The 16,937-nt window shown below is 66.4% G+C and carries 12 protein-coding genes and 1 pseudogene; 2 read left to right on the plus strand and 11 right to left on the minus strand.

Annotation, left to right across the window (positions count from 1 at the left end):
* The 4 genes and pseudogenes from F3J15_RS27420 to F3J15_RS27435 form a co-directional block, all read right to left on the minus strand.
* A pseudogene (locus F3J15_RS27420) lies at positions 1–136 on the minus strand (acetyl-CoA C-acetyltransferase); the annotation flags it as partial.
* A gap of 99 nt (positions 137–235) precedes the next feature.
* On the minus strand, positions 236–2,101 hold the full coding sequence (gene phaC / locus F3J15_RS27425) for a class I poly(R)-hydroxyalkanoic acid synthase (RefSeq protein WP_166895138.1): 1,866 nt from the start codon (positions 2,099–2,101) through the stop codon (positions 236–238).
* Positions 2,102–2,461: 360 nt separating this feature from the next.
* Complete coding sequence (pgeF, locus tag F3J15_RS27430) at positions 2,462–3,301, minus strand: peptidoglycan editing factor PgeF (RefSeq protein ID WP_166895140.1); 840 nt, start codon at positions 3,299–3,301, stop codon at positions 2,462–2,464.
* A gap of 6 nt (positions 3,302–3,307) precedes the next feature.
* Positions 3,308–4,516, minus strand: coding sequence for an RluA family pseudouridine synthase (locus F3J15_RS27435; RefSeq protein WP_166895142.1), 1,209 nt, complete (start codon positions 4,514–4,516; stop codon positions 3,308–3,310).
* 41 nt (positions 4,517–4,557) lie between these two features.
* Between F3J15_RS27435 and F3J15_RS27440 the strand changes: the two genes are divergently transcribed.
* Positions 4,558–5,382 (plus strand): outer membrane protein assembly factor BamD, encoded by an 825-nt coding sequence (locus tag F3J15_RS27440; protein WP_039360216.1) that lies wholly within the window; start codon positions 4,558–4,560, stop codon positions 5,380–5,382.
* Between the two features lie 120 nt (positions 5,383–5,502).
* Here the strand turns inward: F3J15_RS27440 and F3J15_RS27445 are convergent, their stop codons facing one another.
* The 3 genes from F3J15_RS27445 to F3J15_RS27455 all read right to left on the minus strand — a co-directional run bounded on the left by F3J15_RS27445 (position 5,503) and on the right by F3J15_RS27455 (position 8,852).
* On the minus strand, positions 5,503–7,752 hold the full coding sequence (locus F3J15_RS27445) for an ATP-dependent DNA helicase (RefSeq protein ID WP_166895144.1): 2,250 nt from the start codon (positions 7,750–7,752) through the stop codon (positions 5,503–5,505).
* A 55-nt stretch (positions 7,753–7,807) separates the two neighbouring features.
* A complete protein-coding gene (locus F3J15_RS27450) occupies positions 7,808–8,023 on the minus strand; it encodes a YdcH family protein (RefSeq protein ID WP_006478692.1) in 216 nt (71 codons plus the stop codon).
* Positions 8,024–8,099: 76 nt separating this feature from the next.
* Positions 8,100–8,852, minus strand: coding sequence for a hypothetical protein (locus F3J15_RS27455; protein ID WP_069248094.1), 753 nt, complete (start codon positions 8,850–8,852; stop codon positions 8,100–8,102).
* A gap of 160 nt (positions 8,853–9,012) precedes the next feature.
* On the opposite strand from F3J15_RS27455, the gene F3J15_RS27460 reads away from it, so the two are divergent.
* The gene (locus tag F3J15_RS27460; protein WP_069248095.1) at positions 9,013–11,337 is read left to right on the plus strand and encodes a Tex family protein; all 2,325 of its coding nucleotides are present in this window, start codon (positions 9,013–9,015) and stop codon (positions 11,335–11,337) included.
* Positions 11,338–11,445: 108 nt separating this feature from the next.
* Here F3J15_RS27460 and F3J15_RS27465 read toward each other — a convergent pair whose 3' ends face one another.
* The 4 genes from F3J15_RS27465 to F3J15_RS27480 all read right to left on the minus strand — a co-directional run bounded on the left by F3J15_RS27465 (position 11,446) and on the right by F3J15_RS27480 (position 16,851).
* A complete protein-coding gene (locus F3J15_RS27465) occupies positions 11,446–13,362 on the minus strand; it encodes a potassium transporter Kup (protein ID WP_089445758.1) in 1,917 nt (638 codons plus the stop codon).
* Between the two features lie 276 nt (positions 13,363–13,638).
* On the minus strand, positions 13,639–14,235 hold the full coding sequence (locus F3J15_RS27470; protein ID WP_011352251.1) for a phosphoribosyltransferase: 597 nt from the start codon (positions 14,233–14,235) through the stop codon (positions 13,639–13,641).
* A gap of 7 nt (positions 14,236–14,242) precedes the next feature.
* Positions 14,243–15,589: an adenylosuccinate synthase gene (locus F3J15_RS27475; protein WP_069248097.1), complete on the minus strand. Its 1,347-nt coding sequence runs from the start codon at positions 15,587–15,589 to the stop codon at positions 14,243–14,245.
* A 113-nt stretch (positions 15,590–15,702) separates the two neighbouring features.
* The gene (locus tag F3J15_RS27480; protein ID WP_089484067.1) at positions 15,703–16,851 is read right to left on the minus strand and encodes an ATP phosphoribosyltransferase regulatory subunit; all 1,149 of its coding nucleotides are present in this window, start codon (positions 16,849–16,851) and stop codon (positions 15,703–15,705) included.
* Positions 16,852–16,937: the final 86 nt, after the last annotated feature.

Raw genomic sequence — 16,937 nt, forward strand, 5'->3', positions numbered from 1 at the left:
CGGGCTTCACGCCCGCACGCTCCAGCACCGCGCGGATCACCGTCGCGCCCAGCTCGGGCGCCGCAATCTTCGCAAGCGAGCCGCCGAATTTGCCGACCGCGGTCCGCGCGGCCGATACGATCACTACGTCCGTCATTTCCCTTTCCTCCAGGCCCGCACGACACGGCGCATCGCTACCGGCCCTGTTAAAAAAACTGCGGTGCACCGGACAGCCTGCGCCGCTGTCCGGTTTTCGTCAATCGCGCTGCAACACGTAGCGGCCCGGCGCCGGCTCGATCACCGGGAACTGCGCGTTACCGGGCTGGGCGGGCGGCTCCACCTTGCGGCCGCCGTACTGGTCGAGCCATTCGACCCAGGTCGTCCACCAGCTTCCCGGGTGCTCCGTTGCACCGGCGAACCAGTCGTCCGCCGATTCGGGCAGGTCGCTGTCGTTGACCCAGTAGCTGCGCTTCTTCTTCGCCGGCGGATTGATCACGCCCGCGATGTGCCCCGACGCGCCGAGCACGAACTTCAGCGGGCCCGACAGGATCGACGTCGACGCATAGGCCGTCTGCCACGGCACGATGTGATCCTCGCGCGAACCGTAGATGAAGGTCGGCACGTCGATCAGCGTCAGGTCGACCGACTCGCCGCACACGGTCAGTGCACCCGGTTCGCGCAGCTTGTTCTCGAGATAGGTATTGCGCAGGTACCACGCGTACATCGGGCCCGGCAGGCTCGTCGAATCGCTGTTCCAGTACAGCAGGTCGAACGGCGCCGGCGTGCGGCCCTTCAGGTAGTTGTCGACGACGTAGTTCCACACGAGGTCGTTCGGCCGCAGGAACGAGAACGTGTTCGCGAATTCGACGCCGCGCATCAGCCCCGGCTGCGACCCGTTCTTGCCGCCGATGGTCTGCTCGCGCATCTGCACGTGCGCCTCGTCGACGAACACGTCGAGAATGCCGGTGTCGGTGAAGTCGAGCATCGCGGTGAGCAGCGTCATCGACGCGGCCGGATGTTCGCCGCGCGCGGCAAGCACCGCGAGCGCGGTCGCGAGCATCGTGCCGCCGACGCAGAAGCCGAGCGTGTTGATCTGTTCGCGGCCGCTGACCTGCTGCACGGCGTCGATCGCCGCGAGCAGCCCTTCGTTCATGTAGTCGTCCCACGTCTTGTGCGCGACCGATGCGTCCGCGTTGCGCCACGACACGAGGAACACCTGATGGCCGTTCGACAGCGCATGCGCGACGAGCGAATTCTCGGGCTGCAGGTCGAGGATGTAGAACTTGTTGATGCAAGGCGGCACGATCAGCAGCGGCCGCTCGAACACCTTGTCCGTCTTCGGCGTGTACTGGATCAGCTGGATCAGGTCGTTCTCGTAGACGACCGCGCCTTCAGTACACCCGAGGTTCTTGCCGACCACGAACTGCGATTCGTCGGTCTGCGAAATCTTACCGCGCTGCATGTCGCCGAGCAGGTTCATCATCCCTTGCCGCAGGCTTTCGCCCTGCGTTTCGAGGATCGATTTCTGTGCGTCGGGATTGAGTGCGAGGAAGTTGCTCGGCGCGGCCGCGGCCGTCCACTGCTGGACCGTGAAACGAATGCGCTCGCGCGTCTTCGGATCGGTCTGCAGCGCATCGGCCAGTTCCTGCAGATAGCGCGCGTTGAGCAGATACCAGGCCGCCGCGAACGCATGCGCCGGCGACGCCTTCCACGCATCGCCGCTGAAACGGCGGTCCTTCAGTTCGGGCGACTCGAGCTTCGCCGCGGCGGCCTGCTGCATCAGCGCCATGCAGTCACGCGCGTAGTCGGCCTGCAGCGCCTGCAGCCGCTCGGGCGGAATCGCGGCGGCCGGCAGCTTCAACCCGGCGAACGGCGACGCCATCGCGCCGAAATCGGGCATCGACGGCATCTGGAACGGGAACGATGTCGGAAACTGGAATGTCGCGAACGGATTCACGGTGGCCGACGCAGTCGCGGCGCGCGCCGGATCTGCAAAACCGCGCCACGCGTTCAACCACGACTCGAACATCTGCTGCATCGGCTGGGCGGCCGGATCGAAACCAATGCTGCCCGGAGAAGTGCCCGCCTGAGCGGACGTCGACGATTTTTTCGATGCTGTCATTACCTGCCTTACCGGTGATTCGTGAGCGTCTATCGTGAAATCCTGCTCGCGCGCGGCATGCCGGTTGCGAGCCGGGCCGTCATGCTCTGGAGAGGCGTCTCCAGATTCTGCCGCAGTGCGGTATTTTTATCATTATCGTTTTCCCCATGTGAAGCGCCATGTCAAACCGCCGAACATTTCCGTACGGAGATAATCCTCGCACAACAGACGGGACAAGGGTTCCGGCGAAACATAAAACATTTTGGTTGACTTGACTTCGGGATTTTTCATTCAATCGCGCATGCAGCGCGGCATGGCTGCCGAAATATCGAGATAACCCGATTTTGCGGCGCAACAAACTCCACGCGCATGCGCATTTCGTCAATCGGCCAGCCAGATCGCTGCTGCCATGCGGCCCGTCACGCGATCGCGCCGGTACGAATAGAAGCGTGCCTGTTCGGTGACCGTGCAGGCCGTCCCGCCGCTCACGTGCGCAACGCCCGCACGCGCGAGACGCAGGCGCGCGAGCGCATAGAGATCGGCGAGGAACTTGCCCGGCGCGCCATCGATCGCGACGAACGCAAGCCGGGTTTCATCATGCTCCGACTGCGGGGCCGTGTCGAGAAACGCGTCACGCACGTCGGCGCCGACCTCGAACGCCCGCGGGCCGATCGCCGGCCCGAGGTACGCATGAAGCGCGTCCGTCGCACCGCCCGCGAGTGCCGCGACACGCGCCGCGGTCTGCTCGACGATGCCGGCCGCCAGCCCGCGCCAGCCCGCATGTGCGGCGCCGACGGCGCGGCCCTGCATGTCGCACAGCAGCACGGGCAGGCAATCCGCGACCATCACGACGCAGACGGCACCCGCCCGGTCGGTGACGCTCGCGTCGGCCTGCACCGGCGCCGTAGCCGTGGGCGCCGCCGCGATCACCTCGTCCGCGCGCACGATCTGCGCGCCGTGAACCTGCTCGAGCCACGCAGCGCTCGACTGGCCGGCCAGCGCCAGCAAGCGCGCGCGGTTCCCAGCGACATGGGCTGGGTCGTCACCGGTATGCAGGCCGAGGTTCATCCCGCCCGGCAGCGCGTCTCCGCCCTGCCAGCGCCCGTACGGGCCTTCGCTCACCCCGCCGTCGCGCGTCGTGATCAGCGCGCGCACGCGCGGCGACACCTGCCAGTCGGGCTGTACGCAGTCCTGCCACGTCAACGGCGCCAGGTTCGTCATCGGCACTCACTCCTCCTCATCGTCCAGGTCCGGCTCGTCATCGTGATACTCGCCGCCGAAATCGTCATCGTCGTAGACACCGTCATCGTCGTCGAATTCCTCGTCGCCCTGCCCGAAGCCGAGCGCCGCGACGAGTGCGTTCATGTCGTCCGGCAGCGGGCAGCGCCATTGCATCGCCTTGCCCGTGACCGGATGCACGAGACCGAGCCGCCATGCATGCAGCGCCTGTCGCGCGAACCCGTCCGGCAGCGGCGTGACCGAGCGCTTGCCGCGCGCACGCCCGTACACGGGATCGCCGAGCAGCGGATGCCCGGCGTGCGCGCAGTGCACGCGGATCTGGTGCGTGCGACCGGTCTCGAGATCGCACTGGATCGCCGAAACCGGCTGACGTTGCCACAGACATGTGTCAACCGTGCGGAAATGCGTGCGCGCGGGCTTGCCCGATGCGCCCGTGACGACGGCCATGCGCGTGCGTTCACGCGGATCGCGGCCGATCGGCGCGTCGATCGTGCCTTCCTCGGGCATCGTGCCCCACACGAGCGCGAAATAGCGGCGCTTCACCGTGCGGGCCTGTAGCTGGCGCACGAGGTCCGTTTGCGCGGCCAGCGTGCGCGCCACCACCATCAGGCCCGACGTTTCCTTGTCGAGCCGGTGGACGATCCCAGCGCGCGGCAGGCCGGCCGCCGCGTCGCCGTAGCGATGCAGCAGCCCGTTGAGGATCGTGCCGCTCCAGTTGCCGGCGGCCGGATGCACGACGAGGCCGGCCGGCTTGTTGATGACGACGAGCGCGTCGTCCTCGTAGATCACGTCGAGCGGCACCGGCTCCGGCGTGAAAGCGAGCTGCTCGGGGAGCAGGTCGGGCACGAGCTCGATCTTCGCGCCGAGCGGCACCGGCTGGCGGATCTTCGCCGGCGCGCCGTCGACGAGCACGCGCTGCGCCTCGATCCAGCTCTGCAGGCGGCTGCGCGAGAATTCGGGGAACAGTTGGGCGAGCGCCTTGTCGAGGCGTTCGCCCGCGAGCGCCATCGGCACTTCGACGACGCGCGGCGCTTCATCGACCGCTGCGGACGGCACGACGGGCGGCTGCATTGCGTCGCCGGTCAGATCGTCATCGAGGGAATCCCCCGAGGCAGCGTCGGCGAGCCGATCGCTTGGGCTATAATCTTCGCGATTTGGTGTGCCCGGCTGGGCATTCTGCGAACTTGAACGGGTCATTTAGACTGGGTCACCGAGACTTGAAGCTAGGACATGCGAGCATGATGAATTCGACCAAACGCACGGCCAGAACCGTCGCCGCCCGGGCTGCGGCGGTAGCGGCCGCGGCCCTCATCGCCGGCTGCCACGGCTTGCCGCAGAAGCAGGACGAGACGGCTACCTGGTCGAACAACAAATTATACTCAGAGGCCCAGGACGCACTGTCCGGCGGCGATTGGGGCAAGTGCGCGAAATATTTCGAATCGCTGCAAGGTCGCGATCCGTTCGGCCATTTCGCGCAGCAAGCGCAGATCAACGTTGCATACTGCAACTGGAAGGATAACGAAGCGGCCGCCGCCGACCAGGCCGTCGATCGCTTCATCCAGCTCCACCCCGATCATCCGGATATCCCGTACGCGTACTACCTGAAGGGGATGATCCACTTCAACGACGATCTCGGGCTGTTCGGCCGCTTCTCCGGCCAGGACATGAGCGAGCGCGATCCGCAGGCACTGCGCGAATCGTACGATGCGTTCAAGGTCGTCGTCGACCGCTTCCCGAAAAGCAAGTACGCACCCGACGCCGCCGCGCGGATGCGCTACATCGTCAACGCGCTCGCATCGCACGAAGTGCACGCGGCCGACTACTACTACCGGCGCGGCGCCTACGTGGCGGCCATCAACCGCGCGCAGCTCGCGATCAAGGACTACAAGGGCGCGCCGGCAATCGAGGACGCACTGCACATCATGATCCTGTCGTACGGCAAGCTGAACCAGCCGGAACTCGCCGAGGACACGAAGCGCGTGCTCGCCGGCACGTTCCCCGACAGCCCGTATGTCACGGGCCACTCGCGCCCCGGCTCGAAGAAGTCGTGGTGGCAGTTCTGACGAAAGCACCGTACAGCCCGCGCTGCACGAACAAAAAACCCGGCCATCGAGCCGGGTTTTTTATTGGCGCCGCATTCAGGCGGCGCCAGTGCGATCGCGCGGCGATCGCCGCACGCACCGTCAGGTGCGCTTTGCCGAACGATGCTCGTCGAAGAAGTCCTGGACGACCGCGATCTCGCGGGTCCGCTTGAACGGCGGCAGGCTCTGCCAGATCCGGCGCCCGTAGGGCTTGTCGACGAGCCGCGTGTCGCAGATCATCAGCACGCCGCGATCCGTCTCCGCACGGATCAGCCGGCCCGCGCCCTGCTTCAGCGTGATCACGGCCTGCGGCAACTGGTGCACGGCGAACGGGCTCAGCCCCTTCTTCGTCAGCGCGTCGAGCCGTGCGGCCAGCACCGGATCGTCCGGCGGCGCGAACGGCAGCTTGTCGATCACGACGAGCGACAGCGCGTCACCGCGCACGTCGACGCCTTCCCAGAAACTCTGGCTGCCGACCAGGATCGCGTTGCCATACGCACGGAAACGGTCGAGCAGTTCGGTGCGGCTTGCATCGCCCTGCACGAGCAGCGGCGTGTTCCAGCCGCGCGATTCGATCACGTCACGCAGCTTCGACGCGATCCGGTCGACCGCGCGCAGCGTCGTGCACAGCATGAACACGCCACCACCGGAAGCCTCGATCGCCGGCAGCGCGGCGTCGAAAACGGCATCGGTAAACGCCGGCGAAGACGGTTGCGGCAGGTTGCGCGGCACGTACAGCAGCCCTTGCGTCTGGTAGTCGAACGGGCTCGCGAGCGTCATCGAGCGACGCGAGCTGAGGCCCATTTGCGCCGCATAGTGCGTGAAGTCGCCGCGCACCGACAGCGTGGCCGACGTGAACACCCAGGCACGCGGCACGCCCGCGCGCTGCTTGGCAAAAATCGGCGCGACCGACAGCGGCGTTTCGTGCAGCTGGACCGTATGCGCGAACACTTCGACCCAGCGCACCTTCTCGTTCGGATCACCGTCGGATGCCGCCTTGTCGCCGGCCGCCGTTGCGTCGGCCTTCGCCGCCGCTTCCGTCGCGCCGGGTGCGACCCAGCCGGCCAGCAGGTCCTGCAGCTCGCGTGCGCGCCGCAGGCACGCGCCGAGCGATTCCGCCCGTTCGGCCTGGCTGGCAAGCGCCGACGCCAGCGCGTCGAGCGCAGCCTCGAGCGCGTCGAGCGCACCGAACATCGGGTGATCGTCGCCGAGCTGGGCGAGCGACATGCGGACGATCTGGTCGTTCGCGAACGCCAGGCGCAAGTCGCGCGCCGCGCGCTCGAGATCGCCGCCGAGCTTCACCCACTCGACCGCGTCGCGTGCATGGCTCAGGCCTTCCGCCACCGTATCGCGGGCGAGCTCGAGAATCTGTGTCGTCGACAGCGTTTCGCCGAAGAACAGCGTCGCCGTTTCCGGCAACTGGTGCGCTTCGTCGAAGATGACCGTGTTCGCGTTCGGCAGCAGCTCGGCCATCCCCGTATCGCGCAGCATGATGTCCGCGAAGAACAGGTGGTGGTTGACGACGACGACGTCGGCCTGCTGCGCCTCGCGCCGTGCCTGCATCACGAAGCAATCCTTGTAATGCGGGCATTCCTGGCCGAGGCAGTTGTCGCGCGTCGACGTGACCATCGACCACACGGGCGCCGTTTCCGGCACGCTCGCGAGCTCGGCCTTGTCGCCGCTCTTCGTGATCTTCGCGAAGCGGACGATTTCCTGCAGATAGGCCGTGTCCTGCCGCGACGGCAACCGGCCGTTGTCGGCCGTGCGTTGCAGGTAGTAGTGACACAGGTAGTTGGCCCGGCCCTTCAGCATCGCGACCGACACCGGCACCGCCAGCGCGTTGCGCACGGTCGGGATGTCGCGCGCGAACAATTGGTCCTGCAGGTGTTTCGTGCCGGTCGACACGATCACCTTGCCACCCCACAGCATTGCGGGCACGAGGTACGCATAGGTCTTGCCGGTACCCGTACCGGCCTCGACGATCAGCGTGTTGTCGCCGGCATCGCTGTCGACTTCGGCTGGCGCGGCGGCGTCCGCGCCCGTTTCGGCCGCCTTGTCGCCGTCGCCGAGGCGACGTGCCGGCCGCTTGCGGGTTTCGAAGATCTCGGGCTCGGGCATCCGGCGCGCGGACGCTTCCATCGCGGACGCGACGGCGCGCGCCATCTCGATCTGCGACAGTCGCGGCCGATAGCCGTCGATCGCACGCGCCAGCAGTCCGCCTTCGCCGAAGATCGTGTCGAGTTCGTCGACGCGCTTGCGGCTCAGCTCAAAGGTGCCTTCGGGCGCACGTGCGCGCCCGGCGGACGTCGCGTCACGCCGGGCATCGGGGGGGGCTTCAAGCGGTGAATTCAAGGCAAGCGTTCCTGTGTCCAGCGCCCGTGCGGCGCCGGCGCTTGCCAGGCCGCGCTCAGGCGCGCTTATCCGGTTCGAGCTGCGATTGCAGCAAAATGATTTTGTCCTTGGCCGCCAGCTTTTCCTTCTTCAGCCGGTGCAGCGTGATGTCGTCGATGTCGGAGTGTCCTTCCTTCAGCTCGATCTCCCGAGCGAGCTGCTGGTGCTGCTCCTGCAATGCAGCCAAACGGTTGTGCAATTCCTGCTGCTGTTCCGTGTGACGGTTTTGCATACTTGCCTCCTCATCGAAGCAGCGCGCCGACTGGCGTGCCAGCGCGCCCGAGACTGATCTCGATCAATCCAACACGTTACTGCCCCTGCTGTTGCTTCTGCTGCGCCTTCTCGGCCGCTTCCTTCTGACGCCGCTCGACATCGGCCTTGTGCTGCACGGCTTCCTTCTGCTTCTGCTCGTAGCGCGCGGCGTTGTCCGCCCGCTCCTGCGCCTTCTGCGCGGCCTGCTGGTGCGCCTGGTCGAGCTTGCGCTGGAAGTCGCCCTGCTTCTGGTCGTATGCCTGCTTGTTCGCCGCGCGCTGCGGCCCTTCCGCGCCACGCTGCGCCTGCTTCAGAGCATTCTGCTCCTGCTTGTCGCGGAACGCAGCCGCGTTTGCCGCATCGTTCGCCGCGCGCTGCGGTGCTTCCGCCGCGTTCTGCGCCGCCTTCAGCGCCTGCTGCTGGTCGCGCTGCTGCGCACGCACCGCCCGCTGCTCGTCGTTGAGTGCGAGCTGCTCCTGGCGGATGCTCGCACGCTCGTCGCGCATTTGTTCACGCGCCTTGCCGAGACAGTGATTGACGAAGAACTTGCTGTAGCAATCGTGCTCGGCCACCGCATAACGATAATCGTTTTCTGCGGAGCGTTGATTGAGCACTTTTTGACGGGCGTCGAAATCCGGTGCGGCCGTGGCCGTCACGGGCGCAGCCGCGGCGGCGGCCGGGGCGGTTGCGTCCGAAGCTTGCGCGAACGCGCCGGAAGGCCCGGCAGACAAAGCCGCGGCGAGCGCTGCGCCGAGCGCGACGAGAGAAATTCGGGAAGTTGGCAACGTCGTAGGAAAGCTGCGGGACATGTGTCAAATTCTATCACCCCCGGCTGGACGCTCCGCCATTTATGGCAAAATGCCCCGCTTCACTCACCCGCGGCATCCGGCCCGTCGGGCCCGCCACGCAGCCCGCCGCTTCGGGCCTGCCGGCCCCCGCCGCGATTTCAGCAGGCAGATCATCCACGACATGACGGAAACCGTAGCACTCAAGATCGTACAGCGCATCGCCACCGAACTGTCCGTCCAGCCGCGCCAGGTCGCGGCGGCCGTGCAACTTCTCGACGAAGGCTCGACCGTTCCGTTCATTGCCCGGTACCGCAAGGAAGTGACCGGCAACCTGGACGACACGCAGTTGCGCCAGCTCGAGGAACGCCTCCTGTATCTGCGCGAACTCGAGGATCGCCGCGCGTCGATCCTGTCGAGCATCGACGAACAGGGCAAGCTGACCGACGAACTGCGCGCCGCGATCGACGCGGCCGACAGCAAGCAGGTGCTCGAAGACCTTTATCTGCCGTACAAGCCGAAGCGCCGCACGCGTGCACAGATCGCCCGCGAAGCCGGCCTCGAGCCGCTCGCCCAGGCGCTCCTCGCGAACCCGCTGCTCGACCCGCAGGCCGAGGCAGCCGCGTACGTCGACGCCGACAAGGGCGTCGCCGACGTGAAAGCCGCGCTCGACGGCGCGCGCGACATCCTGTCCGAACAGTTCGGCGAGACGGCCGAGCTGCTCGGCAAGCTGCGCGACTATCTGCACAACCAGGGCGTCGTGTCGTCGGCCGTCGTCGAGGGCAAGGAAAACGAGGAAGGCGAGAAATTCCGCGACTATTACGACTACGCGGAAACGATCAAGACCGTGCCGTCGCACCGCGCCCTCGCGCTGTTCCGCGGCCGCAACGCGGGCGTGCTGACGGTCAAGCTCGGCCTCGGCGAAGAGCTCGACGCGCAGGTGCCGCACCCCGGCGAGGCGATGATCGCGCGCCATTTCGGCATCGCGAACCAGAACCGCCCGGCTGACAAATGGCTGTCCGACGTATGCCGCTGGTGCTGGCGCGTGAAGGTGCAGCCGCACATCGAGAACGAGCTGCTCACGCAATTGCGCGAAACGGCCGAAACGGAAGCGATCCGCGTGTTCGCGCGCAACCTGAACGACCTGCTGCTGGCCGCGCCGGCCGGCCCGAAGGCCGTAATCGGTCTCGACCCCGGCCTGCGCACGGGCGTGAAGGTCGCGGTCGTCGACCGCACTGGCAAGGTGCTCGCGACCGACACGATCTACCCGCACGAGCCGCGCCGCGACTGGGATGGCTCGATCGCGAAACTCGCACGCATCGCCGCGCAGACGCAGGCCGAGCTGATCAGCATCGGCAACGGCACCGCGTCGCGCGAAACCGACAAGCTCGCGAGCGAACTGATCGCGAAACACCCGGAGCTGCGCCTGCAGAAGATCGTCGTGTCGGAAGCCGGCGCATCGGTCTATTCGGCATCCGAGCTGGCCGCGAAGGAATTCCCGGAGCTCGACGTGTCGCTGCGCGGCGCCGTCTCGATTGCACGCCGCCTGCAGGATCCGCTCGCCGAGCTCGTGAAGATCGAGCCGAAGGCCATCGGCGTCGGCCAGTACCAGCACGATGTGAACCAGCGCGAACTCGCCCGCTCGCTCGACGCGGTCGTCGAGGATTGCGTGAACGCGGTCGGCGTCGACGCGAACACCGCGTCGGCCCCGCTGCTCGCCCGCGTATCGGGCCTGAACGCGACGCTCGCGCGCAACATCGTCGACTACCGCGATGCGAACGGCCCGTTCCCGTCGCGCGAGCACCTGCGCAAGGTGCCACGCCTCGGCGACAAGACCTTCGAACAGGCCGCCGGCTTCCTGCGCATCAACGGCGGCGAGAATCCGCTCGACCGCTCGTCGGTGCACCCGGAAGCGTATCCGGTCGTCGAGCGGATGCTCGCGAAGATCAACAAGCGCATCGACGACGTGCTCGGCAACCGCGAAGCGCTGTCGGGCCTGTCCCCCGCGGAATTTGTTGACGAACGTTTCGGCCTGCCGACCGTGCGCGACATCCTGTCCGAACTGGAGAAGCCGGGCCGCGATCCGCGCCCCGAATTCAAGACCGCGACGTTCCGTGAAGGCGTCGAAAAGGTGTCGGACCTCGTGCCCGGCATGACGCTTGAAGGCGTCGTGACGAACGTCGCCGCGTTCGGTGCGTTCGTGGACATCGGCGTCCACCAGGACGGCCTCGTCCACGTATCCGCGATGTCGACCAAGTTCATCAAGGATCCGCACGAAGTCGTGAAGGCCGGCCAGGTCGTCAAGGTGAAGGTGCTCGACGTCGACGTGAAGCGCCAGCGCATTGCGCTGACGATGCGCCTCGACGACGACGCGGCAGCGCCCGGCATGTCGTCGCGCGGCGGCCAGGATCGTGGCAACGCAGGGCGCGGCGCGGCCCGCCCGCAGCGTTCGCGCGAGCCGGAACCGGCTGGCGCAATGGCCGCGGCGTTCGCGAAGCTGAAGCGCTGAGCACCCGCACGCCTCTCCGACAGACAAAAAAGCCCGCCGAAAGGCGGGCTTTTTCATGACTTCGGCAAGCACGGCGCGCGGCCGGACGGCCCGCGCGCCACACCTTGGTCAGATTTCGATCTTCGTCCCGAGCTCGACCACGCGGTTCGCGGGGATCGAGAAGAAGTCGGTCGGCTTCGCGGCATTCTGGTGCATCCATGCGAACACGCGCTCGCGCCAGATCGACATCCCGGGCAGATGCGTCGGCACGACCGTTTCGCGCGCGAGGAAGAACGACGTATCCATCAGCTCGAACGTCATGTCGTGCGTGCGGCCGAATTCCTCGAGCACGGCCTTCACGTCCGGCGTCTCGTTGAAGCCGTACTCGGCCTTGACGATATACAACCCGCCGCCCGCATCACGCGAGGTCTGGCGCTTGTCGTCGCGCACGTAAGGAAAGTCGCGCGTGACGAACGTGAGGAAAATGGTGCGCTCGTGCAGCACCTTGTTGTGCTTCAGGTTGTGCAGCAGGCTGACGGGCACGAGCTTGTCGTTGCCGGTCAGGTAGATCGCGGTACCCGACACGCGATGCGGCGGATGCGCGAGCAGCCCCTGCAGGAACGGCTCGAGCGGGATACCGTCGGCCGCCGTGCGCTCCTTGACGATGTGACGCCCCTTGTACCAGGTCATCAGCAGGAAGAACAGCAGCGCGCCGATGCCGAGCGGCAGCCAGCCGCCCTGCGCGACCTTCAGCAGGTTCGCGCCGAAGAAGCCGAGGTCGACCGCGAGGAACACCGCGATGATCGCGCCGACCAGCAGCCGGTTCCAGTTCCATACCTTCACCATCACGACCGCGGCGAGTACGGTGGTGATCACCATTGTCGCCGTCACCGCGATACCGTACGCGGCCGCGAGGTTGTCGGAACTCTTGAAGCCGATGACGATGCAGAGGATCACGAACAGCAGCAGCCAGTTCACCACCGGCACGTAGATCTGACCGATCGCGAGTTCCGACGTGTGCAGCACCTTCATACGCGGCACGTAGCCGAGCTGGATGGCCTGCGACGTCAGCGAATACGCGCCCGAGATCACCGCCTGCGACGCGATCACGGTCGCGACCGTCGACAGCACGACGAGCGGCAGCAGCCCCCATTCGGGTGCCAGCAGGAAGAACGGGTTCTCGATCGCCTTCGGGTTCTGGATCAGCAGCGCGCCCTGGCCGAAGTAGTTCAGCACGAGCGACGGCATCACGAGCCCGTACGCGGCGATGCGGATCGGCTTCGCGCCGAAGTGGCCCATGTCCGCGTAGAGCGCTTCCGCACCGGTCAGCACCAGCACGACCGAGCCGAGCACGACGTACGCCTGCAGCAGGTGATCGGCCATGAACGACGCCGCGTAATACGGGTTGATGGCGGCCATGATGCCCGGCACGCGCACGATGTGGTACACGCCGAGCGCCGCGATGACGACGAACCACAGCACCATGATCGGGCCGAACAGCTTGCCGACCAGCGCGGTACCGTGGCGCTGGATCCAGAACAGCGCGATCAGGATCACGATCGTGATCGGCAACACGAGATGGGACAGGTGTGGCGTCGCGATTTCGAGGCCTTCGACCGCCGACATCACCGAGATCGCCGGCGTGATCACCGCGTCCCCGTAGAACATGCACGCGCCGAAGATCCCGAGCGCCATCAGCGCGCCCGCGACCCGGGTCTTCGAGTCGAGCGGCCGCAACGACAGCGCCATCAGCGCGAGCACGCCGCCTTCGCCGTTGTTGTCCGCGCGCATCACGAACAGCAGGTACTTGATGCCGACCACCAGGATGATTGCCCAGAACAGCAGCGAGATCACGCCGAGAATCGATCCTTCGGTGAGCGGAATGCCGTGTGCGGGGCTGAACGCCTCCTTGAGCGAATACAGCGGGCTGGTGCCGATGTCGCCGAACACGACGCCGATGGCTGCTATCGCCAGCGCCCGCATCGAGTGTTGTTGCGTCGAATGCGGCGCGTGTGCTGCGTCGGTCGCGTGGATCGTGTCGTTCATATGAAGCGTAATAATCGGGTCCGGGTCGGACAAAACGAGCGCTATTCTACTCGCGCCCCCGTGAAACGCCCCCCTGCTCTGTTGCCTTGTAACCACGTGATCCACGCTGCGCATGCAATCCGGCGCGAGCTGTGGCAGGGCTGCCAATCATAGCCGGGGCAGCGCCGTCTGCCTACCGGATCCACGGTACGCGCGGCGCCGGCGCGTATCGCGCCCCAATGAAAAACGGCGCCGCAAGCGGCGCCGTACAAGGCTTTCCTTCGATTGGCCGGCCGCTTATGCGCCCGAGCCGTCGCGCTGTGCGCGACCGCGCTTGATCCACGCCTCGAGGTTGTGCGGGCGAACCGTGTCCCACTCCTCGAACGGCTGATGAATCCACGGATTCGTCGGCAGGAACTGCGTGTGATAGTCGGGCTTGACCTTCGAGCAACCCTTGTACCAGAGCACGGCCGAGCGCACGGCCGTCACCGACGGATAGCGCTCCTTAAGGTGCTCCTGCACGCGCGCAAGCGTGACGCCCGAATCGACGAGATCGTCGACCAGCAGCACGTTGCCCGCCAGGTTGCCGCGCGTCATCGTGATGTACTGCGCGATGTCGAGGTCGCCCTGCTCCGTGCCGGCCGCTTCGCGGTACGAACTCGTCGCGAGGATCGCGAGCGGCACGTCGTAGATGCGCGACAGTTGATCGCCGACGCGCAGGCCGCCGCGCGCGAGACACAGGATCTGGTCGAACTTCCAGCCCGATGCATGCACCTGGAGCGCGAGCAGCTCGATGAGACGGTGATACTCGTCCCAGCCTACCCACAGGTTCTTGTCGTCGTTGCGCGGATCAGTCATCAAGTCTGCCGCCGTCATCGTGATTTGCTGCGTCATCTGAAAATTACACCTTGAACGGATGGCGGAGCAGGATCGTTTCGTCGCGGTCCGGACCCGTCGACACCATGTCGACCGGCACGCCAGCCACTTCCTGGACGCGGCTCAGGTAAGCCTGCGCGTTCGCCGGCAGTGCTTCCCACGTCTTGATGCCGACCGTGCTTTCCTTCCAGCCGGCAAACGTTTCGTATACAGGTTCGCAACGGGCCACATCAGCAGCACCGCGCGGCAGGATGTCCGCATCCTTGCCATCGATCTTGTAGCCGACGCACAGCTTGACTTCGTCGAGGCCGTCGAGCACGTCGAGCTTCGTCATGCACAGGCCCGACACGCCGTTGATCTGGATCGAGCGGCGCAGCGCGGCTGCGTCGAGCCAGCCCGTACGGCGCGGACGGCCGGTGACCGAACCGAATTCCTTGCCGACGTTGGCGAGCGTGACGCCGACCTGGTCCTGACGCTGCGGATTGTCCGCATCGTACAGCTCGCTCGGGAACGGGCCCGAGCCGACGCGCGTGCAATATGCCTTCGTGATGCCGAGGATGTAGTTGAGCTTCTGCGGACCCACGCCCGCGCCAGCCGATGCCGCACCTGCGACGCAGTTGCTCGACGTGACGAACGGATAGGTGCCGTGGTCGATGTCGAGCAGCGTGCCTTGTGCGCCTTCGAACAGCAGGTTCTGGCCCGCATTGTTCGCGTCGTACAGGCGACGCGACACGTCGGCCACCATCGGCTTCAGGCGGTCGGCATAGCCAAGCATCGTGTCGAGCGTGGCCTGGAAATCGACAGCCGCGCCGCCCAGGTACTGGGTCAGCACGAAGTTGTGGAAATCGAGGTTTTCGCGCAGGCGGTCGGCGAAGGTCTTCGCGTCGAACAGGTCCTGCACGCGCAGCGCGCGGCGGCCGACCTTGTCTTCGTACGCGGGGCCGATGCCGCGGCCCGTCGTGCCGATCTTGCCCGCGCCCTTGCGCGCTTCGCGCGCCTGGTCGATCGCGATGTGGTACGGCAGGATCAGCGTCGTGGCTTCGGAAATGAACAGACGGTCGCGCACGTTCACGCCGGCTTCTTCCAGCTCGCCGATTTCCTTGAACAGTGCTTCGGGGGACAGCACGACGCCGTTGCCGATGTAGCAGGCGACGCCTTCACGCATGATGCCCGACGGAATGAGGCGCAAGATCGTTTTCTTGCCGCCGATGATGAGGGTGTGGCCGGCGTTGTGACCGCCCTGGAAACGCACGACGCCCTGAGCGTGGTCCGTCAGCCAGTCGACGATCTTGCCCTTGCCTTCATCACCCCATTGCGTTCCCACGACGACGACATTGCGCCCGGGAGTCACGTTCACTGCGCTGGCAGACATGTTGATTCGTTAGCTGGTTAAAAACGTATTCTACCTATGTTCGCGGGCGATTCCGAATTTTTCCGTTTCGCTTCAACGATATGCACGCCGAAGCACGTCCCGCGAACGCCTGTTTATCGGGGTTCGACCACCCATGCGCCGTTGCGCTCGACGAGCGAACGGTCGCACGCGAACTCGTCGAGCACATGATCGTGGCCCGGCAGCGCCTGGATCACGACCTCACCCGCATCGCGCAGCGCCGCGACGGCCGCGCTCAGCGCATCGTCCTGCGCCCACGGCGCGAGAATCGCGGTGCCGCGCGCCTCGACCGGCGAAATCCGCGCGAGCTCGCGCAGGTCGAGCGAGAAGCCGGTAGCGGGACGGGCACGGCCATACGCCTGGCCGACGTGGTCGTAGCGGCCGCCCCGCGCGATCGCGTTCGGCACGCCGTCGATGTAGGCGCTGAACATCGCGCCGCTGTGATACGCATAGCCACGCAGGTCGCCGAGATCGATCGCCACCTCGGCACCCTTCGCCTGTGCCGCGAGCTGCGCCAGATCGTCGAGCGCCCGCGTGATTTCGGGCAGCACCGGCAAGCGTGCGCGCGCCTCGACGAGCACGCTCGCGTCGCCATAGAGATGCGGCAGCGCGCGCAGCGCGGCGCGCGTATCAGCACCGAGATCGTCGGTGAGCTCGTTCAGCAGCGGCACGTCCTTGCCCGACAGCGCGTCGTACAGCGACTCGCCGCGCTCGGCGGCCTGCGCGTCGCGCGCCAGCAGCGCAGCGAGCACGCCCGCGTGGCCGAGGTCGAGACGGATGCGCGACAGGCCCGCGAGATGCAGCGCGTCGAGCATCAGTTGCTGGATCTCGAGGTCGGCTTCCAGCCCGGCATGCCCGTAGATTTCGGCGCCGATCTGGATCTGCTCGCGCGTCGCGTGCAGGCCGCGCGGACGCGTATGCATCACGTGGCCCGCATAGCAGAGGCGCGTCACGCCCTGGCGGTTCAACAGGTGCGCGTCGATCCGCGCGACCTGCGGCGTGATGTCCGCACGCAGGCCGAGGGTGCGGCCCGACAGCTGGTCGACCAGCTTGAAGGTGCGCAGGCGCAGGTCTGCGCCGCCGCTCGTCAGCAGCGACTCGAGATACTCGAGCAGCGGCGGCATCACCATTTCGTAGCCATACGAACGGAAGCGGTCGAGCAGCCTGCGGCGCAGCTCCTCGATCTTGCGCGCTTCCGACGGCAGTACGTCGGCGATATTCTCGGGAAGTAACCAGGTCGACATCGGTACGGTCCTACGACGGGAAACAGCGCGCGACACGCGCGCCGCGATGTGAATCGGAAATTCTGAATTCGGGCGGGACGAACGGC

The organism is Burkholderia sp. Ap-955, from assembly GCF_011753045.1.
GTDB lineage: Bacteria > Pseudomonadota > Gammaproteobacteria > Burkholderiales > Burkholderiaceae > Burkholderia > Burkholderia lata_D.

Bases quoted from the DNA above. Each gene is read 5' to 3' on its own strand.
- phaC (WP_166895138.1), bottom strand. From the start codon at position 2,101: ATGACAGCATCGAAAAAATCGTCGACGTCCGCTCAGGCGGGCACTTCT.
- pgeF (WP_166895140.1), bottom strand. From the start codon at position 3,301: ATGACGAACCTGGCGCCGTTGACGTGGCAGGACTGCGTACAGCCCGAC.
- F3J15_RS27435 (WP_166895142.1), bottom strand. From the start codon at position 4,516: ATGACCCGTTCAAGTTCGCAGAATGCCCAGCCGGGCACACCAAATCGC.
- F3J15_RS27440 (WP_039360216.1), top strand. From the start codon at position 4,558: ATGATGAATTCGACCAAACGCACGGCCAGAACCGTCGCCGCCCGGGCT.
- F3J15_RS27450 (WP_006478692.1), bottom strand. From the start codon at position 8,023: ATGCAAAACCGTCACACGGAACAGCAGCAGGAATTGCACAACCGTTTG.
- F3J15_RS27455 (WP_069248094.1), bottom strand. From the start codon at position 8,852: ATGTCCCGCAGCTTTCCTACGACGTTGCCAACTTCCCGAATTTCTCTC.
- F3J15_RS27460 (WP_069248095.1), top strand. From the start codon at position 9,013: ATGACGGAAACCGTAGCACTCAAGATCGTACAGCGCATCGCCACCGAA.
- F3J15_RS27465 (WP_089445758.1), bottom strand. From the start codon at position 13,362: ATGAACGACACGATCCACGCGACCGACGCAGCACACGCGCCGCATTCG.
- F3J15_RS27470 (WP_011352251.1), bottom strand. From the start codon at position 14,235: ATGACGCAGCAAATCACGATGACGGCGGCAGACTTGATGACTGATCCG.
- F3J15_RS27475 (WP_069248097.1), bottom strand. From the start codon at position 15,589: ATGTCTGCCAGCGCAGTGAACGTGACTCCCGGGCGCAATGTCGTCGTC.
- F3J15_RS27480 (WP_089484067.1), bottom strand. From the start codon at position 16,851: ATGTCGACCTGGTTACTTCCCGAGAATATCGCCGACGTACTGCCGTCG.